Source organism: Streptomyces ureilyticus (genome assembly GCF_011045025.1).
Taxonomy (GTDB): Bacteria; Actinomycetota; Actinomycetes; order Streptomycetales; family Streptomycetaceae; genus Streptomyces; species Streptomyces ureilyticus.
This window is the reverse complement of record NZ_JAAKZX010000046.1, coordinates 28875-53347: the sequence shown is the minus strand read 5'-3', so window position 1 is coordinate 53347 and position 24473 is coordinate 28875. Positions and strand designations below refer to the sequence as shown.

General features: G+C 69.6%; 18 protein-coding genes and 1 tRNA gene. 16 read left to right on the top strand and 3 right to left on the bottom strand.

Going from position 1 to position 24473, the window contains the following annotated elements:
• On the bottom strand, positions 1-2578 hold a 2578-nt coding region (locus G6048_RS17150; RefSeq protein ID WP_408056141.1), incomplete at its 3' end, for a DEAD/DEAH box helicase.
• An 80-nt stretch (positions 2579-2658) separates the two neighbouring features.
• Between G6048_RS17150 and bldG the strand changes: the two genes are divergently transcribed.
• The 11 genes from bldG (at position 2659) to G6048_RS17095 (ending at position 19153) form a co-directional block, all read left to right on the top strand.
• A complete protein-coding gene (gene bldG, locus G6048_RS17145; RefSeq protein ID WP_003975386.1) occupies positions 2659-3000 on the top strand; it encodes an anti-sigma factor antagonist BldG in 342 nt (113 codons plus the stop codon).
• Between the two features lie 143 nt (positions 3001-3143).
• Positions 3144-3587 carry an ATP-binding protein gene (locus G6048_RS17140; protein WP_165340413.1) on the top strand — a complete coding sequence of 148 codons (444 nt, stop codon included), beginning with the start codon at positions 3144-3146 and terminating at the stop codon, positions 3585-3587.
• A 334-nt stretch (positions 3588-3921) separates the two neighbouring features.
• Positions 3922-6324, top strand: a complete 2403-nt coding sequence (locus G6048_RS17135; protein WP_165340412.1) for a sodium-translocating pyrophosphatase — start codon at positions 3922-3924, stop codon at positions 6322-6324.
• Positions 6325-6540: 216 nt separating this feature from the next.
• A complete protein-coding gene (locus G6048_RS17130; RefSeq protein ID WP_165340411.1) occupies positions 6541-7131 on the top strand; it encodes a small secreted protein in 591 nt (196 codons plus the stop codon).
• 150 nt (positions 7132-7281) lie between these two features.
• Positions 7282-8799 (top strand): DUF7059 domain-containing protein, encoded by a 1518-nt coding sequence (locus tag G6048_RS17125; protein ID WP_165340410.1) that lies wholly within the window; start codon positions 7282-7284, stop codon positions 8797-8799.
• A gap of 219 nt (positions 8800-9018) precedes the next feature.
• Positions 9019-9216, top strand: coding sequence for a hypothetical protein (locus G6048_RS17120; RefSeq protein ID WP_165340409.1), 198 nt, complete (start codon positions 9019-9021; stop codon positions 9214-9216).
• A gap of 343 nt (positions 9217-9559) precedes the next feature.
• Positions 9560-12379 (top strand): type I DNA topoisomerase, encoded by a 2820-nt coding sequence (gene topA, locus G6048_RS17115; protein ID WP_165340408.1) that lies wholly within the window; start codon positions 9560-9562, stop codon positions 12377-12379.
• A gap of 127 nt (positions 12380-12506) precedes the next feature.
• Positions 12507-15713 carry a dTMP kinase gene (gene tmk / locus G6048_RS17110; protein ID WP_165340407.1) on the top strand — a complete coding sequence of 1069 codons (3207 nt, stop codon included), beginning with the start codon at positions 12507-12509 and terminating at the stop codon, positions 15711-15713.
• Between the two features lie 231 nt (positions 15714-15944).
• Positions 15945-17150: a DNA polymerase III subunit delta' gene (locus G6048_RS17105; protein WP_165340406.1), complete on the top strand. Its 1206-nt coding sequence runs from the start codon at positions 15945-15947 to the stop codon at positions 17148-17150.
• 135 nt (positions 17151-17285) lie between these two features.
• Positions 17286-18974: an alpha/beta hydrolase gene (locus G6048_RS17100; RefSeq protein ID WP_165340405.1), complete on the top strand. Its 1689-nt coding sequence runs from the start codon at positions 17286-17288 to the stop codon at positions 18972-18974.
• Between the two features lie 102 nt (positions 18975-19076).
• Positions 19077-19153 (top strand) — tRNA-Thr (locus tag G6048_RS17095).
• 105 nt (positions 19154-19258) lie between these two features.
• Here G6048_RS17095 and G6048_RS17090 read toward each other — a convergent pair.
• Together G6048_RS17090 and G6048_RS17085 are read right to left on the bottom strand one after the other, a co-directional pair.
• On the bottom strand, positions 19259-20572 hold the full coding sequence (locus tag G6048_RS17090) for a tyrosine-type recombinase/integrase (protein ID WP_206341682.1): 1314 nt from the start codon (positions 20570-20572) through the stop codon (positions 19259-19261).
• Positions 20569-21183: a helix-turn-helix domain-containing protein gene (locus tag G6048_RS17085; RefSeq protein ID WP_165340404.1), complete on the bottom strand. Its 615-nt coding sequence runs from the start codon at positions 21181-21183 to the stop codon at positions 20569-20571. Before G6048_RS17085 ends, G6048_RS17090 begins: the two co-directional genes overlap by 4 nt.
• A gap of 130 nt (positions 21184-21313) precedes the next feature.
• Here G6048_RS17085 and G6048_RS17080 point away from each other — a divergent pair, with 130 nt between their 5' ends.
• Genes G6048_RS17080 through G6048_RS17060 form a run of 5 tightly spaced genes read left to right on the top strand, consistent with a single transcriptional unit; the run spans position 21314 to position 24463 of the window.
• Positions 21314-21556 carry a helix-turn-helix domain-containing protein gene (locus G6048_RS17080; protein WP_165340403.1) on the top strand — a complete coding sequence of 81 codons (243 nt, stop codon included), beginning with the start codon at positions 21314-21316 and terminating at the stop codon, positions 21554-21556.
• A gap of 57 nt (positions 21557-21613) precedes the next feature.
• Complete coding sequence (locus tag G6048_RS17075; RefSeq protein WP_165340359.1) at positions 21614-21874, top strand: hypothetical protein; 261 nt, start codon at positions 21614-21616, stop codon at positions 21872-21874.
• A complete protein-coding gene (locus G6048_RS17070) occupies positions 21871-22062 on the top strand; it encodes a hypothetical protein (protein ID WP_165340402.1) in 192 nt (63 codons plus the stop codon). The genes G6048_RS17075 and G6048_RS17070 overlap by 4 nt, the downstream gene beginning before the upstream one ends.
• On the top strand, positions 22059-22499 hold the full coding sequence (locus G6048_RS17065; protein WP_206341681.1) for a hypothetical protein: 441 nt from the start codon (positions 22059-22061) through the stop codon (positions 22497-22499). Before G6048_RS17070 ends, G6048_RS17065 begins: the two co-directional genes overlap by 4 nt.
• Before the next feature lie 2 nt (positions 22500-22501).
• Positions 22502-24463, top strand: a complete 1962-nt coding sequence (locus tag G6048_RS17060; protein WP_235989972.1) for a DNA primase family protein — start codon at positions 22502-22504, stop codon at positions 24461-24463.
• Positions 24464-24473 lie beyond the last annotated feature (10 nt).

The following is a 24473-nucleotide window of genomic DNA, read 5'->3' as shown; positions in this document are numbered from 1 at the left end:
CCGCCCGAGACCTGACCTCCGCGGTGAACGGCCCCCGCCCCGCCGCGACCCTGACGTCCGAGATCTCGCCGTAGACGGCGCACCGGACGATGCGGGTGCCCTGGGCCCGCGCCACCCGGTCCGCCTGTCCCTCCGGAGCTTCCTGCAGCAGAACCGTCAGCAATCGCACAGCCCCCCGCTTGTGCAGTGGGTCGTTGCCGTTGCCGCACTTGGGGGACTGGATGCAGGACGGGCAGCCGGCCTCGCACTCGCAGGAGGCGATGGCCTGGCGGGTGGCGGTGAGCCACTCGCGAGCTGTGTGGAAGGCGCGCTCGGCGAAGCCCGCCCCGCCGGGGTGGCCGTCGTACACGAAGACCGTCGGGAGGAGGGTGTCCGGATGCAGCGGGATGGAGACGCCGCCGATGTCCCAGCGGTCGCAGGTGGCGAACAGCGGGAGCATGCCGATCGACGCGTGTTCGGCGGCGTGCAGGGCGCCGCCGAGGATCTCCGGCGTCACGCGGGCGGCGTCGAGCTGGTCCTCGGTGACCGTCCACCACACGGCGCGGGTGCGGAGCGTACGAGGAGGGAGGTCGAGTTTCGTCTCGCCGAGCACTTCGCCGGTGATGACACGACGACGCAGGAAGGAGACGACTTGGTTGGTGACCTCGACGGAGCCGTAGCACAATCGGCCCTCGCCCCAGGGGACTTCGACGTCCGTTTCCAGGACGGAGATGGCCGTGGTGTCGCGGGCGACCGTCGAATACGGCGGGTTGGCCTCCTCGACCAGGGCGACCGAGTCCTCGAGGTCCAGTTCCTTCACCAGGTACGTACGGCCCTGGTGGAGGTGGACCGCCCCGTCGTGGACGCTGGTGTGCGCGGCGCCGGCGTCGACCGTGCCCAGCAGCCGCCCTGAGCCGGCTTCTACGACCTGTACGGGACTGCCGCCCCCGCCGCGGATGTCCGTGAGGTCGGCGGCTCGTTCCCGGCGCGTCCAGTGCCAGGCCTTCGTACGGCGGCGCAGCAGCTTCGCGGCCTCCAACTGCGGGAGCAGATCGGCGGCGGCCGGGCCGAAGAGCGGCAGGTCCTCGTCCGTCAGAGGCAGTTCGGCGGCGGCGGCGCACAGGTGGGGCGCGAGGACGTACGGGTTGTCGGGGTCGAGGACGGTGGACTCCACGGGCTGGTCGAACAGGGCCTCCGGGTGGTGGACGAGGAAGGTGTCCAGCGGGTCGTCGCGGGCCACCAGGACCGCGAGGGCGCCCTGCCCGGAGCGTCCCGCGCGGCCCGCCTGCTGCCACAGCGAGGCCCTCGTGCCGGGGTAGCCCGCGATGACCACGGCGTCCAGTCCCGAGACGTCGATGCCGAGTTCGAGGGCGGTGGTGGCGGCGAGGCCGAGGAGTTCGCCGGAGTGGAGGGCCTGCTCGAGGGCGCGGCGTTCTTCGGGGAGGTAGCCGCCGCGGTACGCGGCCACGCGCCGGGCCAGGGAGCGGTCGACCTCGGCGAGCCGTTCCTGGGCGATCACCGAGATCAGCTCGGCGCCCCGGCGGGAGCGTACGAAGGCGACCGAGCGGACGCCCTGCACGGTCAGGTCGGTGAGGAGGTCCGCGGTCTCGGCGGTGGCGGTACGGCGGACGGGGGCGCCCCTCTCGCCGTGGAGTTCGGTGAGCGGGGGCTCCCAGAGAGCGAACACCAGTTCGCCGCGTGGTGAGGCGTCGTCCGCGACCTCGACGACCGGGAGACCGGTCAGTCGGCGGGCGGCCACCGACGGTTCGGCGGCGGTGGCGGAGGCGAGGAGGAAGACGGGCGAGGAGCCGTACCGCGCGCACAGGCGGCGCAGCCGGCGCAGCACCTGGGCGACGTGCGAGCCGAAGACGCCGCGGTAGGTGTGGCACTCGTCGATGACGACATAGCGCAGCGCGCGCAGAAAGGAGGACCAGCGGGGGTGGGAGGGCAGTATCCCGCGGTGCAGCATGTCGGGGTTGGTCAGGACGTAGTTGGCGTACTGGCGTACCCACTCGCGTTCTTCGACGGGGGTGTCCCCGTCGTAGACGGCGGGACGCACCGCGTTGCCCAGAGGATGTGAAATTTCCTTCACGGCTCGGCACTGGTCCGCCGCGAGGGCCTTGGTCGGGGCGAGATAGAGGGAGGTCGAGCCACGGCCGTTGGCGGCTTCGGAGCCGTCGAGCAGACACGACAGCACCGGGGCCAGGTATGCCAGCGACTTGCCCGAGGCGGTGCCTGTGGCGACGATCACTGAATCGCCGTCCAGGGCGTGCTCGGCGGCTTGTGCCTGGTGGGCCCAGGGATGTTCGATGCCCGCGGCCTGCACTGCCGCGATCACCTCGGAGCGGATCCGGTCCGGCCAGACGGCATGGCGGCCCTCCCGCGGGGGCAAGTGCTCCGTATGAGTGATGCGCGAAGCCCGGCTCGGCCCCGAGGCGAGCCGGTCGAGAACCGTGCCCGGAGCGGGGCGGGAAGCGGTGTCCGTCGAGGGTCGATCGGACCGGGGATTCTTGGCCATCGGCATCGAGTGTGTCACTGGCGTGACGGACAATGGGCCTAAGGCGTCGTGCACGCCTGCCGGTAAGTGATTGAATGCCATCGCGGCTGGCGAACAGTCCCGGGGGCGCCGCCGAGGTGTCCCGAGGGGCGACCGCTCGATAGCAAGGTGCTGGAGGATCCGTGGACCTGTCCCTGTCGACACGTACCGTCGGCGATCGTACGGTCGTCGAAGTCGGTGGCGAAATCGATGTATATACCGCGCCCAAGCTGCGCGAGCAGCTGGTCGAGCTGGTGAACGACGGCAGTTTTCATCTTGTCGTCGACATGGAGGGCGTGGACTTCCTCGACTCCACCGGGCTCGGCGTGCTGGTAGGCGGCCTGAAGCGGGTGCGCGCCCACGAGGGCTCGCTGCGACTGGTCTGCAACCAGGAGCGCATTCTGAAGATCTTCCGCATCACCGGTCTCACCAAGGTGTTCCCCATCCACACCTCGGTCGAGGAAGCGGTAGCGGCCACCGACTGAGCGGTCCTCGGTCGCGACCGAGTGGCCCTTGGCCGAAGGCCGGTTCCGGGCCGTGGGTCCGGGACGGAAGAAAGTCAACGAGGGGGGTTCGGGCCTCGCGGCCCGGCCCTCTGACAGCACGCCCGTAGTTCCGAGGGGGATGCATGGCCACCGTTGAACTCCGCTTCAGCGCGCTGCCCGAGCACGTCAGGACCGCCCGACTGGTGGCGGCAGCGGTGGCGCGCAGGTCCGGAGTGGACGAGGCCGTCCTCGACGAGGTCAGGCTCGCCGTCGGCGAGGCCTGTACGCGGGCCGTCGGACTGCACCAGAGCGGCGGTATCTCGGCGCCGGTGCGGGTGCTGTTGATCGAGGAGGAGAAGCAGTTCTCCATCGAGGTCGGCGACGAGGCGCCGCATGCGGCTCCCGGCGAGAAGATGTCGGGCGCCGATGGCGGAGCCGGCGATCCGGACGCGGAGACCGAAGAGGACGAGATGGGTCTCGCGGTCATCAGCGGCCTCGTCGACGATGTGGAGGTCACCGCCGGAGAGAACGGCGGACTGATCAGGATGAGCTGGCCCACCACGCCGCCGGCCACGCTCGTTCCCTGACTCCCCCCACCCACGCAGTACGGAAAGGGCCCTGCTCAGCGGGGCCCTTTCTCGTTGTCGTGTTCGTGCACGCCCGTGCATGTGGATTGCGCGCGCGTTATCGTGAATGAATTCACGATCAGGCTTATGATCGGGTTTACCTCTGTCGCGCGTCAACGGATCAAGCGTCAACGCTTTTGGGGCATTACCGCTTTCGGGTTCCATGATGGTCGGTGGATCATTTACTGAAGAGCATGTGAAGGCCGATTCCGCTTACCGCGCACTGTTTTGATCAGGTTCCGGTACCTACAATCCGTCCACATCTTGAGCTCAGCACAGGCGTCAAGGAGGACGAATGGCGGGGCTTTCTACCCCTCATCAGTTTGACCAGCCCACAACCTTCGCAGCCGCAGTACTGACCGACGACAACCGCCTCATCGTGATGGTCATCGCGGCCGTCGCCCTTGCGGCGCTTGTCGTCGCCGGGATCTTGGTTCGCCAGGTCCTCGCGGCCGGCGAGGGCACGGACAGCATGAAGAAGATCGCGGTGGCGATTCAGGAGGGCGCGAATGCCTACCTGGGACGGCAGATGCGCACGCTCGGCGTATTCGCCGTCGCGGTGTTCTTCCTGCTCATGCTGCTGCCCGCGGACGACTGGAATCAGCGCGCCGGACGATCGGTCTTCTTCTTGATCGGCGCGGCGTTCTCGGCGACCACCGGCTATATCGGCATGTGGCTCGCAGTCCGCAGCAATGTCCGCGTGGCCGCCGCGGCACGGGAAGCGACTCCGGCGGAAGGTGAACCCGAAAAGGATCTCACCGCTGTCTCGCACAAAGCCATGAAGATCGCTTTTCGCACGGGCGGCGTCGTCGGCATGTTCACGGTGGGGCTCGGTCTGCTGGGCGCCTCCTGTGTGGTGCTGGTGTACGCGGCCGATGCACCGAAAGTCCTGGAGGGCTTCGGTCTCGGTGCCGCGCTGATCGCGATGTTCATGCGTGTCGGTGGCGGCATCTTCACCAAGGCCGCCGACGTCGGCGCCGACCTGGTCGGCAAGGTCGAGCAGGGCATTCCGGAGGACGATCCGCGCAATGCCGCGACCATCGCCGACAACGTGGGCGACAACGTCGGCGACTGCGCCGGCATGGCCGCCGACCTCTTCGAGTCGTACGCCGTCACGCTCGTCGCCGCACTCATCCTCGGCAGCGCGGCATTCGGCGACTATGGACTCGGCTTCCCGCTGATCGTGCCCGCGATCGGCGTGATCACCGCGATGATCGGCATCTTCGCGGTGGCCCCGCGCCGGGCCGACCGAAGCGGCATGAGCGCCATCAACCGCGGCTTCTTCATCTCCGCGGTGATCTCGATGGCGCTGGTGGCCGTGGCCGTGTTCGCCTACCTCCCGTCCTCGTACGCGGAGCTGGAGGGCGCGAACACGGAAGTCCTCGACAAGGGCGGCGACCCGCGGATCCTCGCGCTCGTCGCCGTCGCGATCGGCATCGTGATGGCCGCGCTGATCCAGCAGCTGACGGGCTACTTCACCGAGACGACCCGCCGTCCCGTACGGGACATCGGCAAGACCTCGCTGACCGGCCCGGCCACCGTCATCCTCGCCGGTATCTCCATCGGTCTCGAATCGGCCGTGTACACCGCCCTGCTGATCGGGCTCGGCGTGTACGGGGCGTTCCTGCTCGGCGGTACGTCGATCATGCTGGCGCTCTTCGCGGTGGCGCTGGCCGGTACCGGTCTGCTCACCACGGTGGGCGTGATCGTCGCCATGGACACCTTCGGGCCGGTCTCCGACAACGCGCAGGGCATCGCTGAGATGTCCGGTGACGTCGAGGGCGCGGGCGCGCAGGTGCTCACCGACCTGGATGCCGTCGGCAACACCACCAAGGCCATCACCAAGGGCATCGCCATCGCCACGGCCGTACTGGCGGCTGCGGCGCTCTTCGGCTCGTACCGTGACGCGATCCTCACGGCCGCGAACGAAGTGGGCGAGACGGTCACCGGCGAGGACGCGCCGCTGAACCTGATGATGGACATCTCGCAGCCCAACAACCTGGTCGGGCTCATCGCGGGTGCCGCGGTCGTCTTCCTCTTCTCGGGGCTGGCGATCAACGCGGTGTCGCGGTCCGCCGGGGCCGTGGTCTACGAGGTGCGGCGCCAGTTCCGCGAGCACCCCGGGATCATGGACTACACCGAGAAGCCCGAGTACGGGCGCGTCGTCGACATCTGCACAAAGGACGCGCTGCGCGAACTGGCCACACCCGGCCTGCTCGCCGTACTGACGCCGATCGCGATCGGTTTCACGCTCGGGGTCGGCGCGCTCGGCTCGTTCCTCGCGGGCGCGATCGGCACGGGCACGCTGATGGCGGTCTTCCTCGCCAACTCCGGCGGCGCCTGGGACAACGCGAAGAAGCTCGTCGAGGACGGTCACCACGGTGGCAAGGGCAGCGAGGCCCATGCCGCGACGGTGATCGGCGACACGGTCGGCGACCCCTTCAAGGACACCGCGGGACCCGCGATCAACCCCTTGCTGAAGGTGATGAACCTGGTGGCGCTGCTTATCGCGCCCGCGGTCGTCAAGTTCTCGTACGGGGAGGACAAGAGCGTGGGCATGCGCGTACTCATCGCGGTGCTCTCGCTCGCCGTGATCGTCGGGGCGGTGTACGTGTCCAAGCGGCGCGGTATCGCCGTGGGTGACGAAGACAACTCCGAACCGGTCTCCAAATCGGCGGATGCGGCGGTGGTTTCCTGAGCGATCGCTCCGCGGCTTGGCCTTACGGCTGGTCAGGTTCCGCTCAACGAGCGGGCGGGCAGCGCGCTTTGACGCGCCGTCCGCCCGCTCTCGGGTTTTCACGCCGGGGTCGTGAGCCTTCTCTCGCTTGGTGCAAATGGCTACAATTTTTAACAAATCGGACTTCCATCTCGTGGGTGTCGCCCACTTGGCGTGTATGTTCCGGGGCCGAGAGCCATGGAAGGGACCAATCCGGTGAACAAGAAGCTCGCGGCCGCACTGTCCGGCGGTGCGGTACTGGTACTGGCGCTGTCGGGATGTGGCGGCGACGACAGCAGCGACAAGCTGAACTCCTGGGCCAAAGAGGTCTGTGACGAGGTGCAGCCGCAGGCGAAGAAGATCGAATCTGCCAACACCTCCATCCAGAAGCAGACCTCGGACAACAGCACGCCGGCCGACGTCCAGAAGACGGACTCCCAGGCCTTCCAGGACATGTCCGACGCCTACAAGGCGATCGGCGCCGCCGTGAGCAAGGCTGGGGCGCCGGACGTCGAGGAGGGCAAGAAGAAGCAGACGGACGCCGTCAAGGAACTCAACGGCATCTCCACGTCGTACGCCGACCTCAAGAAGCAGGTCGACGCGCTCGACACCAAGGACCAGGGGAAGTTCGCGGACGGGCTCAAGGACATCGCCACCGAGCTGGACAAGCTGGGCCAGAGCGGCAACGTCGCCCTGAACAAGCTGCAGGAGGGCGAGGTGGGCAAGGCGATGGCCAAGCAGGAGAGCTGCAAGTCCGCCGCCGGGTCGCCGTCGGCGACCAACGGCTGACCCCAGGAGACCGATCTCCGTCAACCGAGAAATGGCCCGGTACGCGCGCGTGCCGGGCCCTCGGCATGTTGTCGGCGGCTCGTTGTCCACAGGCGGCATGTTGTCCACAGGGACACGCGTCCCGTCGGCGGGAGCGGCAACAATGGAGGCGTGAGTAACACCAGCCTGGCAACGCTGCCCTCGACCGACCGCTCCGACGTCACCGCGCGGCTGCGGGACGCCCTCCTGGGCGCCTCTTTCAGCGCCGACGGCCTGCTCGATCTGCTGGGCGCCTCCGCGTACGCGGCGCTGGCCCGGAGCGAGACCGTGCCCGCGCTCCGGGCGACCCGGGGCGACACGCCGCTGGAGACGCTCGTACGGCTGTTCCTGTTGCAGCAGCCCGTGCCGCACGCGCGCGTGGTGGACGTACTGCCGGTTCAGGACTGCCTGGAGGGCGGCTGGCTGACCCGGACCGGCGGCGACGAGGTCGCGGCGACGGTCGATGTCCGGCCGTACGGAGGGCCCGGCGGCGAGGACTGGTTCATCGTCGCCGACCTGGGCTGCGCGGTCGGCGGAGCCGGAGGCATCAGCAGCCGTGATGAACGGGTCGTACTCGGAGTGGGCGGCGCGTCCACGACGCTGTCGGGCATCACGGTGCGTACGCCCGTGGCGTCGGCGCTCGATCTCGGCACCGGCTCCGGGATCCAGGCGCTGCACGCCGCACAGCACGCCACGCGCGTGACCGCCACGGACGTCAACCCGCGCGCGCTGCACATCACCGCGCTCACGCTCGCCCTGTCCGGCGCACCGGAGGCCGATCTGCGCGAGGGCTCGCTCTTCGGGCCCGTCGGCGAGGAGACGTACGACCTGATCGTCTCCAACCCGCCCTTCGTCATCTCTCCGGGCGCCCGGCTCACCTACCGGGACGGCGGGATGGGCGGGGACGATCTGTGCCGGGCACTCGTTCAAGGGGCGGGCGCTCACCTCAACGAGGGGGGATATGCGCAGTTCCTCGCCAACTGGCAGCACGTGGAGGGGGAGGATTGGCAGGACCGGCTGCGGTCCTGGGTGCCGCGCGACTGTGACGCGTGGGTCGTACAGCGCGAGGTGCAGGACGTCATGCAGTACGCCGAGTTGTGGCTGCGGGACGCCGGTGATCACCGTTCGGATCCGGTGGAGTACCAGGCGCGCTACGACGCCTGGCTCGACGAGTTCGAGGCGCGGAAGGTCAGAGCCGTGGGCTTCGGGTGGATCACCCTGCGCAAGTCGGGGGCCGTGCAGCCCTCGGTCGTCGTGGAGGAGTGGCCGCATCCCGTCGAACAGCCGCTCGGCGAGACGGTGCGCGCACACTTCGACCGCGTGGACTATCTGCGTGCGCACGACGACGCGGCGCTGCTCGCCGGGCACTTCAAGCTCGCGGGGGAGATCGTCCAGGAGCAGGTCGGGCTGCCCGGCGCCGAGGATCCGGAACATGTCGTACTGCGCCAGAACCGCGGGATGCGGCGGGCCACCAAGGTGGACACCGTCGGCGCGGGCTTCGCGGGTGTGTGCGACGGCGAGCTCAGCGCGGGGCGAATTCTGGACGCCATCGCCCAACTGATCGGCGAGGATCCGGTGTTGCTGCGCGACCGTACGCCCGCGCAGATCCGGCTGCTGATTGAGCAGGGGTTCCTCGAGCCCGCCGGGTGAGCGGCCGGGTGAGCGGAAGCCCCGTGGCCGCCGAGCCGTCATGGATGGCGCGAAATCGCTGCGGCCGCACATTGGAACCGGGTCGGCACGGCGGGGGTGTGCGGTGGGCGGGGAGTCGCGCGGGTCTGTCCGCCGTGCGTTCACCGTGGGTTCGTGTGCTCGCTTCCCGGAGGTGTCAGCCTCCCGTTCTTGGGCACCCAAGGGCGAAGGGAACGAACCATGGAGAACGGACCGGCGGTCTTCGCGGGATCGGTGTTCGCCCTGTTCGGAGCCGGACTGCTGGTGTGGACCGCGGCCCGGCTGCGGCACCGCGAACCCGTCGCCGACGGGATGAGCCCGGCCGTGTCCGCGACGGTCGCAAGCTTCGCCGGGACGGCCGCGCTGCTGCTCGCGGTGTGGTGCTTCACACGCATCTGATCAGACGCGCGTTCCGGTGCGACTCCGCTTTGGGGGAGGGATGTCCTCCAGTGAACTGGAGTTGATGCCTCCGAAGCGTCGAAGGCAAGATCTCCGCCCGGCATGATTCCGTCGTTTCGGTAACTGAGAAATCACCCTCCGTTTAGGGTCGAAACAGCAGGTCCACACTCCGGGCGGCAGGAATGCCGGGAGTCGGGTTACCGTTCGAGTGGCCGTTGCGGGCTTTTCCCGTTTGACACGGGGGCGGGATGTACCGTCACACTCCGCAGCGTCAGCACGATCCGACCCCCGGGACGAAGGACCGGGGCGAGACCCCCTGCGTCGACCGGAGAGAAGAGCGAAGTTGTCCCCGACCAGCGAGACCGCACACGGCGGCCGCCGACTCGTCATCGTCGAGTCGCCTGCCAAGGCGAAGACGATCAAGGGCTACCTCGGCCCTGGCTACGTCGTCGAAGCGAGCGTCGGGCACATCCGCGACCTCCCCAACGGCGCCGCGGAGGTGCCCGAGAAGTACACCGGCGAGGTGCGCCGCCTCGGCGTGGACGTCGAGCACGACTTCCAGCCCATCTATGTCGTCAACGCCGACAAAAGGGCCCAGGTCAAGAAGCTCAAGGACCTGCTGAAGGACTCCGACGAGCTCTACCTCGCCACCGATGAGGACCGCGAGGGCGAGGCCATCGCCTGGCACCTCCAGGAGGTGCTCAGGCCCAAGGTCCCGGTCAAGCGGATGGTCTTCCACGAGATCACCAAGGCCGCGATCCAGGCCGCCGTCGCCAACCCGCGCGAGCTCAACCAGAAGCTCGTCGACGCCCAGGAGACCCGCCGCATCCTCGACCGCCTCTACGGCTACGAGGTCTCGCCGGTCCTCTGGAAGAAGGTCATGCCGCGACTGTCGGCGGGCCGCGTCCAGTCCGTGGCGACCCGTCTGGTCGTCGAGCGGGAGCGCGAGCGCATCGCGTTCCGTTCCGCCGAGTACTGGGATCTGACGGGCACCTTCGGCACCGGCCGCGCCGGCGACACGAGCGACCCGTCCTCCCTGGTAGCGCGTCTCACGACGGTCGACGGCAGGCGTGTCGCCCAGGGCCGCGATTTCGACTCCCTCGGGCAGATCAAGAGCGCGAACACGCTCCACCTGGACGAGGCGAACGCCCGTGCGCTCGCCGCCGCCCTGGAGAACACCGACTTCTCCGTACGGTCCGTCGAGTCGAAACCGTATCGTCGCTCCCCGTACGCACCGTTCCGTACGACGACGATGCAGCAGGAGGCCTCGCGCAAGCTCGGCTTCGGCGCGAAGGCCACGATGCAGGTGGCTCAGAAGCTGTACGAGAACGGCTTCATCACCTACATGCGTACGGACTCCACGACCCTCTCGGACACGGCGGTCGCCGCGGCCCGCGCGCAGGTCACGCAGCTGTACGGCGCCGACTACCTGCCGCCGCAGCCGCGTACGTACGCCGGGAAGGTCAAGAACGCGCAGGAGGCGCACGAGGCGATCCGTCCCTCCGGGGACCGTTTCCGTACGCCTGCCGAGACCGGGCTGACCGGCGACCAGTTCAGGCTCTACGAGCTGATCTGGAAGCGGACCGTCGCCTCCCAGATGAAGGACGCGACCGGGAATTCGGTCACGGTGAAGATCGGTGGCCGCGCCGCGGACGGCCGGGACGCCGAGTTCAGCGCCTCCGGCAAGACCATCACCTTCCACGGCTTCCTGAAGGCATACGTCGAGGGCGCCGACGACCCGAACGCCGAGCTGGACGACCGCGAGCGCAGGCTGCCCCAGGTCAGCGAGGGTGACGCGTTGTCCGCCCAGGAGATCTCGGTCGACGGCCACGCGACCAAGCCTCCGGCCCGCTACACCGAGGCCAGCCTGGTCAAGGAGCTCGAAGAGCGCGAGATCGGCCGCCCGTCGACGTACGCGTCGATCATCGGGACCATCCTCGACCGCGGCTATGTCTTCAAGAAGGGCACGGCGCTCGTGCCCTCCTTCCTGTCCTTCGCCGTGGTCAACCTCCTGGAGAAGCACTTCGGGCGGCTCGTCGACTACGACTTCACCGCCAAGATGGAGGACGACCTCGACCGCATCGCGCGGGGCGAGGCGCGTGCCGTGCCGTGGCTGAGGCGCTTCTACTTCGGTGAGGGAGCGAACGGCGACAGCAGCGCGGCCGAGGCCGGCAACGGCGACGGGGACCACCTGGGCGGCCTCAAGGAGCTCGTCACCGACCTGGGCGCGATCGACGCCCGCGAGGTGTCGTCGTTCCCGGTCGGCGACGGCATCGTGCTGCGCGTCGGGCGCTACGGCCCGTACATCGAGCGCGGCGAGAAGGACTCCGAGAACCATCAGCGCGCGGATATGCCGGAGGATCTCGCTCCGGACGAGCTGAGCGTCGAGTACGCGGAGGAGCTGCTCGCCAAGCCGAGCGGCGACTTCGAGCTGGGGACCGACCCGGTCACGGGTCGGCAGATCATCGCCAGGGACGGCCGCTACGGGCCGTACGTCACCGAGGTACTCCCCGAGGGCACTCCGAAGACCGGCAAGAACGCCGTCAAGCCGCGTACGGCCTCGCTCTTCAAGTCGATGTCCCTGGACACGGTGACCCTGGACGACGCGCTCAAGCTGATGTCGCTGCCGCGCGTCGTCGGCAAGGACGCCGAGGGCGTGGAGATCACCGCGCAGAACGGGCGCTACGGGCCGTACCTGAAGAAGGGCACGGACTCGCGTTCGCTGCAGTCCGAGGACCAGCTCTTCACGATCACGCTGGAAGAGGCACTGGCGATCTACGCCCAGCCCAAGCAGCGCGGGCGCGCCGCCGCCAAGCCGCCGCTCAAGGAGCTGGGCACGGACCCGGTCAGTGAGAAGCCGGTCGTCGTCAAGGACGGGCGCTTCGGGCCGTACGTCACCGACGGCGAGACCAACGCGACCCTGCGGTCCGGCGACAGCGTCGAGGACATCACCCCGGAGCGGGGTTACGAGCTGCTCGCGGAGAAGCGCGCCAAGGGACCCGCCAAGAAGACGGCGAAGAAGGCCGCCGCCAAGAAAACGGCCACCAAGAAGGCCCCTGCCAAGAAAACGGCAGCCAAGAAGACGACGACTTCGAAGACGGCCGCCAAGAAGGCTCCGGCCAAGAAGGCAGCCACCAAGAAGGCGGCGGCTTCGGAGGGCTGAGCCTGATCGCCCCGGGGCCGGCCTCAGCGGGTCCCCCGGGGTGGGTTCCGGCGTCGCGCGGAGGCCTCGCATCCGTATGTGTGGGCGCCCCTTCGGGGTTGTCGGTGCCTCCCGATAGGCTGAACGCATGACGCGAGCGGAGCAGCCAACGGCCCACACCCCGGCCCCAGACGACGCCCTGGTCGCAGATTCACGAGAGCGCGCCGTCCGCGCGCTGCTCCGCCTGCCGCAGTTGAAGCGGCTGTGGAGCGCTCAGCTCGTGGGCAGCGTCGCCGACGCCCTCGCACTGCTCGTCCTGGTCGTGCTCGCGCTCCAGGCGGCGGTCGCGGCGGGGTCCTTCGGGGGTAACTACCGCGGGGTGGCCTTCGCCGTCTCGGCCGTCTTCGGGGCGCGGATACTCGCGACGCTCCTCTTCGGAGCCGTACTCCTCGGACCGCTCACCTCCCTGACCTCCCAGGAGGGGCCGCTCGACCGCCGCTGGACCATGGTCGCGGCGGACGGTGTGCGGGCCGTACTGCTGATCATCGCGCCCTTGTGGATCGACTGGACGCCCGACGACGCGCTGGCCGTGATCCTGGTGACCGCGTTCGTCACCGGGGTCGCCGAGCGCTTCTGGACGGTGTGCCGGGAGAGCGCGGCGCCCGCGCTGCTGCCCGCCGCTCCCCTTGAGGGCGCGGCGGTGCGTCCGCTGCCGGACCACACGGAGACGCTGCGGCGCCTGTCGCTGCGTACGGGATTCGTGGCGGTGCCCCTCGCGGCCGCCGCTCTCGTCGTGGCCGGGCTCCTCAACAACCTGCTGGGCGCCGGAATCGCCTGGTTCGACCAGCATCAGGCGGCGCTCGCGTCGTATGTCGCGGCGGGCCTGTTCGCCGCCTCCCTGTCGGTGCTGACCGTTCTCGAGCTGCCCGACGCACGCACCCCGCGCGCGCGGTCGCCGCTCGAGGGCCTGCGCCGCCCCAAGTCGGGCACCGGCGTCGACAAGGGGCGTACGGGTTCGCTTCCGCTGATGGTCCTGGCCTGCGCGGCCGTCGCCGCCGGGATCGCCGCCGCGGTCGCCGTCTCCGTGCTGCACGCCAAGGACCTGGGCGGCGGGCCGGTGATGTACGGGCTGCTGGTGGCGGCCCTGACGGGCGGCGTCGTCCTGGGCATTCGTACGGCTCCGAAGCTGCTGCCTCCGCTGTCGAGGCGCCGGCTGCTCTCGCTGGCCATCGCGTTCACGGGCTTGGCGCTGCTCGCCGCCGGGATCGTCCCGGACGTCACCATGGTGATCCTGATCTCGGCGCTCGCGGGCATCGGCGCGGGCATCGCCGCGAACACCGGGCACACGCTGCTCGATCAGGAGGCCGAGGACCACCGTCGGGCGCGTACGACGGAGCATCTCCACGCGGTCGTACGGGTCTACGTCGCCCTGGGCGCCCTGGTGGCCCCCGTGCTGGCGGCGGCGATCGGGCCCCACCGGCTGGAAAACGGCAAGTTCGTGTTCGCGCACGGGGGCGCGGCCTTCACCCTGATGCTGGTCGGCGCACTCCTGCTGCCGGTCGCCGCGCTGGTGCTGGCCAAGGTCGACGACCGGTCTGGCGTACCGCTGCGGCACGACCTGCGGGACGCGCTGCGGGGCGGGGACGAGCCCGCGACGGCACCGGCCGCGAACGGGTTCTTCATCGCCCTGGAGGGCGGTGACGGGGCCGGGAAGTCGACGCAGGCCGAGGCGCTCGCGGAGTGGATCCGCTCCAAGGGACACGAGGTCGTGCTGACGCGCGAGCCGGGGGCAACCCCCGTGGGCAAGCGACTGCGGTCGATCCTGCTGGACGTGTCGTCGGCCGGGTTGTCCAACCGCGCGGAGGCGCTGCTGTACGCCGCCGATCGCGCCGAGCACGTGGACACCGTGGTGCGGCCCGCGTTGGAGCGGGGCGCGGTGGTCATCTCGGACCGCTACACCGACTCGTCCGTGGCGTACCAGGGGGCCGGTCGCGATCTGTCTCCGACCGAGATCGCGCGGATCTCGCGATGGGCGACCAATGGGCTGGTGCCCCATCTGACCGTGCTGCTCGATGTGTCGCCGGAGACCGCGAGGGAGCGGTTCACGGAGGCGCCGGACAGGCTGGAGTCGGAGCCCGCCGAGTTCCACGCGCGCGTGCGGGCCGGTTTTCTCACGCTCGCCGCCGCCGACCCCACGCGTTACCTGGTGGTCGACGGTGGCCAGGAGTCCGACGCCGTCACGACGGTGATACGGCACCGTCTCGACGTGATCCTGCCCCTCTCCGAGGCCGAGGTGAAGGCCCAGGAGGAGGCCCGTAAGGCGGCCGAGGAGGAGGCGCGGCGGCGCGCCGAGGAAGAGGCCGCCCGCAAGGCCGAGGAGGAGCGCATCGAGCGCGAGCGGCAGGAGCAGCTCGCGCGGTTGCGTGCGGAGGAAGAGGAACGCAAGCGGCTCGAGCTGGAGGAGGCCCAGCGGCGCGAGCTGGAGCGGCAGGCCGAGGTGGCCAGGCAGCAGGCCGAGGAGGCGCGTCGGCGGGCCGAGGAGGAGCGGAAGCGACGGCTCGCGGAGGAGCAGGCCCGCGCGGCCGAGCAGGAGCGTCTGCGCAAGCAGGCCGAGGAGGAGGCGCGGCTCCGGGCCGAGGCCGAGGAGCGGCGCCTGGAGAAGCAGCGGAAGGCCGAGGAGGCGTTGCTCCGGGCCGAAGAGGCTCGCAGGGGAGCGGCGGCTGCGGCTGCTGCCAGTGCGGAGGGTTCCGGTTCCGGCGCTCCGGCTGACGGAGCGGCTGGTTCCGGCTCCCCGGCGACCACTCCCGACAACGAGGTCACGGTGCCGACGCCCACGCCCGTCGTGCCGCCGACGAATACGCCCGGCGGACCGGCGGACGACGAGACCACGGTGCTGCGTCCCGTGCCGCCCGGTGACGCTCCCGAAGCCGGCCCCGACGCGGAGGAGACAGCCGTGCTGCCGCAGCCTCCGGTGCCGCCAGGGGCCGCCGACGAGACGGCGGTACTGCCTCCGGTGGGCCCGGACACGGACGAGACGGCCGTCCTTCCTCCCGTAAGGGAGGACCGGGCCGTACGGGACGACCGTGGCGGCGACCGGCGGGGCAGTAACCCGGCGGGCCGGGTACCCCCGGGCTACTTCCGCGACGAGCAGCCGGCGCCCGACGGCTCCGAGGCCCGCACCCGCGAGCTGCCCCAGGTCGAGGCCGATGGCGGCCCGCGTCGGCGGAACCGCTCGGACTGGGCCGAGGAGACCCCGCTGGACGATCTCCCGTCGCTGGCGGACGAATTGCTGGGCCCGCGTGAGGACGATGACCTCGACGAGGGGCGCGGGCGGCGGGGGCGTCGCGGGCGCTGAGGGCTTGCGTCGAGGGCGCCCGGCTTGTGTCGCGGGCGCTGACGAGAAGGCGCGGTCGCTGACGGCTTGCGTCACGGGCGCTCGGGCTTGCGACGCAGGCATGCGCCGCTGTGTCGCGGGCGCTGACGCGAGGGTGTGAGCGCTGACGCGAAGGCGTGAAGCCCTGTTGTCAGTGCCCTCCCGCACAATGGGACGCGGCAAGGCAGATGTGCGACGGAGGGGCGGCAACCCATGCCCGTATGGGACGACCTGGTGGGTCAGGAGAAGGTGAGCGAGCAGCTCGACGCCGCCGCCCGGGACGCCGACGCCCTGGTCACGGCCGTGGCTGCCGCCACCCCGCTGCCCGAGACGTCGAAGATGACGCACGCCTGGCTGTTCACGGGTCCGCCGGGCTCGGGCCGTTCCACGGCGGCGAGGGCTTTCGCCGCGGCCCTGCAGTGCGTGAGCCCGGACCGTGCCCTCGGCGGAGCCCCCGGCTGCGGGTTCTGCGACGGCTGCCATACGAGCCTGATCGGTACGCACGCCGATGTGGAGATCGTCCGCACCGATCTCCTCTCGATCGGCGTCAAGGAGACCCGTGACCTGGTGCGCCGTGCCCAGCTGTCGCCTGCCACAGGCCGCTGGCAGGTCATCGTCATGGAGGACGCCGACCGCCTCACAGAGGGCGCGGGCAACGTCCTGCTCAAGGCAGTCGAGGAGCCCGCCCCCCGCACGGTCTGGCTCCTGTGCGCGCCCTCCCTGGAGGACGTCCTGCCGACCATCCGCTCCCGCTGCCGCCACCTCACGCTCCGGACGCCTCCCGTGGCGGCGGTCGCCGACATCCTCGTACGCCGCGACGGCATCGAACCGGACGTCGCGGACGTCGCCGCACGCGCCACCCAGGGCCACGTCGGCCGCGCCCGCCGCCTGGCCACGGACCCGAGCGCCCGCGAGCGGCGTGCCTCCGTCCTCAAACTCCCGCTGCGTATCGACGACGTCGGCGGCTGCCTGAAGGCGGCCCAGGAGTTGATCGACGCGGCCTCCGAGGACGCCAAGCAGATGGCCGAGGAGATCGACGCCAAGGAGACCGAGGAGCTGAAGGCGGCACTCGGCGCGGCACAGGGCGGCCGGATGCCGCGCGGCACGGCGGGCGTGATGAAGGAACTGGAAGACAAGCAGAAGCGCCGCAGAACCCGCACACAGCGCGACAGCCTGGACCTGGCCCTGATCGACCTCACGGCCTTCTACCGCGACGTCCTCGCCCTCCAGTTCGGCAGCGACCGCGCCCTCGCCAACACGGAGCTGCGGGACACGCTGGAACGCCTCGCACGCGGCACGACGCCCGAGACCACCCTGCGCCGCATAGAGGCGATCGCCGCCTGCCGCGAGGCCCTCGACCGCAATGTGGCGCCGCTGCTGGCGGTGGAGGCGATGACGATGGCGTTGCGGACGGGGTGATGGGGTGAGGGATTACGGAGGAGTGGTCTCAGGGAATTTCAGGGGGTGCCGTGCAGAGAGTTGACGGGGTCACTCGTACGAGACGCTGCGGCGACCCTAGGCGGTCGATCCGTTGCACAGGGTTACGCTCGCGTGATGCACATCAGGCGCCATTTCAGGCCAATCCGAGCCCTATCAACCCGCATTCGCCCTCCCCGGGATGCCCACTCCTCCCACTCCTCCCGCTCCTCCCGCTCCTCCCGCTCTTCCTGCGCTCCCCACCGCCGCCTCCGTGTGTGCGGCACCCTGCTCGCCATCGGCGGACTGCTCATCTCGGCCTGCTCCGTGGGGAGTTCGGCGACCTCCGCGAGCCGGGCGGGAGCCTCGGCGCTGGCCGCGCTGCCCAAGGCCACGCCGGCGGCGTTCGCTCCGTACTACGGCCAGAAGCTGAAGTGGCGCGGCTGCGGCGCCCCCGGCTTCCAGTGCGCCACGCTCAAGGCCCCGCTCGACTACGCCAAGCCGGCCTCCGGCGACATCAGGCTGGCCGTTACCCGCAAGAAGGCCACGGGCCCGGGCAAGCGGCTCGGTTCGCTGCTGGTCAACCCGGGAGGCCCGGGCGGCTCGGCGACCGCCTACCTCCAGGCGTACGCGGGTGTCGGCTACCCGAAGGAGGTCCGCTCCCGCTACGACATGGTCGCCGTCGACCCACGCGGCGTCGCCGGCAGCGAACCGGTCGAATGCCTCACCGGCCGCGAGATGGACGCGTACACGCAGACGGACCTCACGCCCGACAACCGGCGCGAGAAAGGCCAACTGGTCGACACGGTGAAGGAGTTCGCGGAGGGCTGCGGGCGGCGTTCGGCCAGACTGCTGCGGCATGTGTCCACGGTCGAGGCGGCCCGTGACATGGACATCGCGCGGGCGGTGCTGGGCGACGAGAAGCTGACGTACGTCGGTGCCTCGTACGGGACGTTCCTGGGGGCGACGTACGCGGGTCTGTACCCCCACCGGGTGGGGCGACTGGTCCTGGACGGCGCGATGGACCCGTCGCTGCCCGCGCGTCGGATGAACGAGGACCAGACGGCCGGCTTCGAGACGGCCTTCCGGGCCTTCGCGAAGGACTGCGTACGCAGGTCGGACTGCCCGCTGGGTGGTGCGCGCACCACACCTGACCAGGTCGGCAAGAACCTGAAGGCCTTCTTCCGTCAGCTCGACGCCGCGCCCGTCGAGGCCGGCGACGCGGACGGCCGCAAGCTCGGGGAGTCGCTGGCGACGATGGGCGTCATCACGGCGATGTACGACGAGGCGGCCTGGCCACGACTGCGGGAGGCCCTGACCACGGCCATGAAGAACAAGGACGGCGCTGGCCTGCTCAGCCTCGCCGACACCTACTACGAGCGCGGCCCCGACGGCAGGTACGGGAACCTGATGCCCGCGAACGCGGCGGTCAACTGCCTGGACTCCCCCGCCGCCTTCTCCTCCCCCGAAGCGCTCGAAGAAGCCCTCCCCTCCTTCGAGAAGGCCTCCCCGGTCTTCGGCGAAACCCTGGCCTGGGCCTCCCTGAACTGCACGTACTGGCCCGTCCGCCCGACCGGAAAACCCCACCGCATCGAGGCGAAGGGCGCCGCCCCCATCGTCGTGGTCGGCACCTCCCGCGACCCCGCGACCCCCTATGCCTGGTCCCAGTCCCTGGCAGCCCAGCTCTCCTCCGCCACCCTCCTGACCTACGACGGCGACGGCCACACGGCATACGGCCGAGGCAGCGCCTGCGTCGACTCCACACTCAACCGCTACCTCCTCGCAGGCACCCCTCCGCCCCAGGGAAAGCGCTGCTCAGCCACCTGATCGCGAGGTCCACCGGGGGTGCCCCCAGGGCACGTACGGAGCACCCCCGGAAACTGTGTAGACTTACCGACGTTGCCGATCGCACCATAGTGCGGGCAGCCCGCCGCCTTAGCTCAGATGGCCAGAGCAACGCACTCGTAATGCGTAGGTCTCGGGTTCGAATCCCGAAGGCGGCTCCACCTCTGACCAGCGGTTTCCTCCGGGAAGCCGCTGAGTCATTTCCGGCCTAGTTGCAGCGCAAGTTGCGGTTACCGATGCGTGTCGTACGTGCGATCGAATCCCGGTCACCCCCACAATGCGTCTCCCATCCGCTTCGCCGCATCGTTCGCGAGGACCGACGCGACGTGCGTGTACCGCGTCATCATCCGCATCGAGCTGTGGCCGAGGAGCTCCATCACCACGCGCGGGTGTACCCCCGACTCGATCATCAGCGTGCCCGCGGTGTGCCGGTTGTCGTGCACCCGCGCATCTCGCAGGCCCGCGGCCGTGAGGATGTCCTTGAACTCCTCCCAGTCCGCGCGCGGATCGATCGGCCGGCCGTTCTCCTGGCAGAACACGAGGTCGTGTTCCTCCCACAGCTCACCGGCCGCCAGGCGCTCGCGCAGCTGGTTCTTGCGGTGCGCCTTCAGGAGCGGGATCAGCGGCGGCGGGATCGGCGCCAACCTCTTGTTCTTCCCCTTCGGCTCACGGAAGACCAGCCCCCCGCCCGTACGCTCCGGACACGTCTTGGCATGATCTCGGCAATCCTTCGGACACGGCTTCGGGCAGCCCCGCTTGTAGTTCTTGTGCGTGGTGCAGTTCTTCCGGCACGCCTTCCTGTGATGCTTCGCCCCGCAGGTATGCGGGTCTTCACACCCGTGCTGCCAGGTGAGCCGCTGAAGCTGCCACCAGATCTTCATGACGCCGGTGTCGAGGTCGAGGTACTTCCAGCGCAGGCCGAGCGCTTCGCCCTGGCGCAGGCCCTCGGCGAGAGCGACAGACCAGCGGGCACCGTTACGCCGCTCAGCAGCAGCCGCCAGCAGCGCGCGGGCCTCCGCCTGGTTGAAGGGCTCGATCTCGCCCTCGGCCGCGGACGGCGGCTCGACCATCAAGGCCACGTTGCGGGAGACGATTTCCCGCTGCCACGCCACCTTCAGCGCGCGGGAGATGATCCGGTGCGTCTTCAGCACCGTGCCCGACGACAACTCCCGCTTGATCATGCTCAGGTACAGGGCATCGAGGTGGGACGCCTCCAGCTTGTCGACGCGGTGCTTCCCGATGCCAGGGAACAGGTACAGGCGGCACTTCGACCGGTAGTCGTCCAGCGTCCGCGGCGACATCGTCCCGTCGGCGACCTTGCGGGCGCAGGCCGTGTCCATCCACGTCGTGAGCCACTGCTCGATGGTCGGCGGACGGCCGGCCTTCTTCGTCTTGCCCGCGTCGCGCTCGCGCTCGAGCTGGCGCACCTTGGCGCGTACGACAGCCTCGTCCGAGCCCATGCGGTGACGGCGGTCCGGGGACCCGTTCGGCTTCGTACCGACCGTGACCCAGCCGTGCCACTTCCCGTCCGCTTCGGAGAAGTAGACGCTGCTCTCGCCGTTGCTCCGACGGCCGCTCATCCCGCACGTCCTACTCGTCCGGGCGGCAGGAAGCCGCTCTCACGGGCCCTCGCGATCCACCGCCGGACCGTTGCAACCGGGGCCCCGGTCTGCTGGGCAATCTCGGGTGCCGGCGGCTGGCCCTGGCTCACGAGCCAGAGGTACATGGCGGCCAGGTTGCGGAGGAACTCCTCCGAGATCCTGCGGCCCGGGTGATCCAGCGGCACCGGTTCGGTGGCCTTCCGTTTCGAGCGCGACCCATGGGTGGCGACTCCGTCCCGCATCTGGACGGTGTGCGCCGGCTGCCAGGCTTCGCCGCTGTCGTCCACGAAGTAACTGTCCAGGTCGTCCAGCGCGGGGCCGCCACCGAACTCGTCGGGGTCCAGGTCCAGGGCGCGCCGGTAGTTCTTCTCGTTGGCGTGCTGCTCGATGTGCTCGAACGGCACGAACCGCCATACGTGGGAGCTGATCGGCTTCTCGCTCGCCATTGCGGCGAAGTGCACGTTCAGCCGCGACGAGCCTTCGCCGGATTCACGAACGCGCAGGTAGACCGTGGTGTCTTCGTCGGTGCCCCGCGCGCGGATCCATCCGCCGGGGCGGTAGATCACATCCCAGTTTTCAAGTCGAGCCATGGCGTCAGCATGCCTCAGTGGGTAACCAGTGCGCAACCGTCCCACGTGTTTGCATGGCGCTCTGTGGTGCCGTAGAGTCATCAGTGCGTAGGAGTCCCACCTATCCACCCTGCATAACTGGGAGTGTTACATGTCTCGGATCTTGTATCCGGTCAAAGAGGCTGCTCAGCAGCTGGGGATGAGCGTCAGTTACACCCGTGACTTGATCATGTCCGGTCGGCTGCGCAGCGTGAAGATCGGTCATGCCCGCCGGGTTCCGGCCGACGCGCTTCACGAGTACGTGCAGCGGCTCGACGCCGAGCAGAACGGCGACGGCGTCGGGGCTGCAACCCCGACGCCGTCTGTCGAAGCGTCCAACGCCATCCGTCTCTGAACAGCCGAACGGCCGCGCGGGATGCCCGTCCCATTGCGCGGCCGTGAAGGGAGCTTCATGTCCATCATGGCAGACCCGCCCGACGGCGGGCACATCGGCGAAGCCCTACGCCGAGCCCGCGCCGCAGACGAGCCGCTCGCGAAGGAGTGCGCCCACTGGATCGGCGCCGAGCGCCGCCACTGCCGCAGCACCGAGAACGTACGCCCGTACCTCACCGGCCTCTGCTGCCCGCTGCATACGCCCCGCGCACTGCGCGGACTGCCCGAGATCCCGCCCGGGCCCGGCATCCCCGCATACCGCAACAGGGCCGACTCGTGAACGGCAAGGACCTCCGCGACCTGCTCGACAAGGCGCGCTCCCAGGGCTTCACCGTCCGCCTGTGCGGGTCGGGCCACTACGTAGTGTCCAGCCGTCGCGGACGGGTGTCGGTGTCGTCGACGCCCTCGGGTGCGCGGGTGGTGGCGAACACGAGGGCCGCCCTCCGCCGGATCGGGGTGAGGCTGTGATCCGGCCACGCACGGGAGACGACCCCGTAGCCCTATGGGCGAGCGCGCGCGTAACCGGGCTCCTCGACGGCCAGGGCCCGAAGACCAGGCCACCCAAGTACGGGTCCGCCGCATGGCAGCAACTCCGCGGCGACGACCCGCAGAAGGCCGCCGCCATCATCACTGCCGCAGAGATGTGGCGCCGCTACGGAGACGAGGACGAACTGTTGGCCTGGTTCCGGGAAGCGGCCCGCCCGCGGCAGTCCATCGCCGACGGCAGGACCCTCGCCGAACTCAACGCCCTGGCCAAGCCGAAGCCGCCGCACCAGCTGCGCGCCGCACCCGGGTGGCCGCCGGTCGCAGTTCCGGGGCGGCCGGGCTGGTGGCGGCACTACGGGCCGGGCGGCGAACAGGTCGACCTCCCCCACAACGATCGGTCAGGAGCAGCAGCAGCGTGACCATGCACGAGACAAGCCCATTCGATGGCCTCCCCGCTGGCTGCGCGCAGTGCGGTCTGAGCCCAGAGGCGCACGGGCCCGGCGGGGTCGATGACCACTCGTTCAGCGAGCCCGACAGCGAGCCGATTGCCGAGGAACCCGACGAGACATGGGGCGACGACGACAACGCCGCTTTCGGCGACCCGCAGGCCGAGATCAAGTACATCTCGAAGCTCGCCGAAGACGAGCGGCTCGCCTACGTCGCGAAGCTGATCGCATGGCTCGCGCCTCAGGGAGAACTGCAGCTCCTCACCTACCGCCGGATCATCACCAAGCATGAGCGTGGCTCGCTCTGCTCGGCGGCCGAGTGGGACGCGATCCTGACCGCGGAACAGGCTCGGCGCGCATCGGAGAGGGCACGGAAGGCCGAAGGGGAGCGCGCCCAAGCTCAGCGCACCCACGGCGGCATGCCCACCGAATACGCCCTGTCTGATGCCCTCATGGCCGACCACATCGCGAACCGCTGCATGGACGGACGGCTTTGCTTCTCGTCCGCGTTCGGATGGATGCAGTGGGACGGAAAGGTGTGGGAAGCGGTAGACGAGAGCATCGCGATCGAACAGGTCCGCATCTACCTGCGCGGTTGGGTCGCAAGCGAAATCAGGGAACCCACCATGGGTGCCCGGCCTGACGAGTTGACCACGCTGCTGTCTAGGACCCGCGTCAACGCGATCACGGCGCTCGCCAAGGGCCGCACGTCTGTGGACGGCAAACTGTTCGACGCAGACCCGGACGTGCTCACCGTGGAAAACGGAGTAGTGGACCTGCGGACCGGGAAACTGCACCGGCACGACCACACCCGCTACCTCACCACCTACGTGCCCACCCGGTACGTTCCCGGGGCGCGCCATGCGGACGTCGATGTCGCGCTCTCTGCCATGGCACCAGCCGTGGCCGACTACACCAATGCGTATCTCGGGCAGGGCATCACCGGCCATCCGCCGGACGACGACCGCCTCCGTCTCCTCCACGGTGAGGGCAGCAACGGCAAGTCGAGTCTCATCGCCGGCCTCATCGCCGCCCTCGGAGGGGCCACCGGCCGCGGCGCCATCAGGCAGCTTTCCGACAGCGTGCTACTCGGCGACAAGGACGCCAAGGAAGAACGGATGGCACTCAAGGGAGCCCGCCTGGTGTTCGTCGAGGAGCTACCTGAGGGTGCCCACCTGAATGTCACCCAGCTGAAGAAGTCGGTCGGCACGCCCACCGTCACTTCCCGGCATCTGTACCGGAGGGAGGTGACGTGGCTGTCGAGCCACTCGATCATCCTGACGACGAACTACAAGCCGCAGGTCGCCGAGACGGACTGGGGTACATGGCGGCGCCTGGCGCGGGTGCCGTTCCCGTTCAAGTACGTCTCGGGTGAGCCCGCCGGGCCTAACGAGCGGCGGGGTGACAGCGGGCTGAAGGACCGGATGGCCGGACGTGAACAGCGTGAGGCGCTGCTGGCGTGGCTGATCGCCGGTGCGGTCCGCTGGTATCAGTCGGGACGCAGGCTGCCCGAGCCGCCTGCCGAGGTGGTGTCCGCTACGGAGGAGTGGCGCGCCGAGTCGGACATGGTGGTCCGTTACTGGGCCGAGCGTCTGATGGCGGACCCGAACGCCCACATCATCGCCAACGAGTTGACGGACGACCTGAACGGTTTTCTCAAGGATCTCCGCAAGACGGCGTGGGCTGACAACACCATCGGGAACCGGTTCGGCAAGCACGACTGCACGGTCCGGGCCGGGGTCGAGAAGCGTCAGGTGAGCCAGAGCCTGGGCGGCCTCTCGCGCCCAGCGAATAGGGATGATTCGGGCTGGAGTTCTGCATGGGCTCTGGTCAAGCCGCGATACATGGCGTGGGTCGGCGTTCGGTTCGTCACGGAGGCCGATCTCGCCGAGCGGGAGCGCGTCGAGGAAGAACGGCTCTTCGAGCAGCCTCACTGAAAACCGCAGG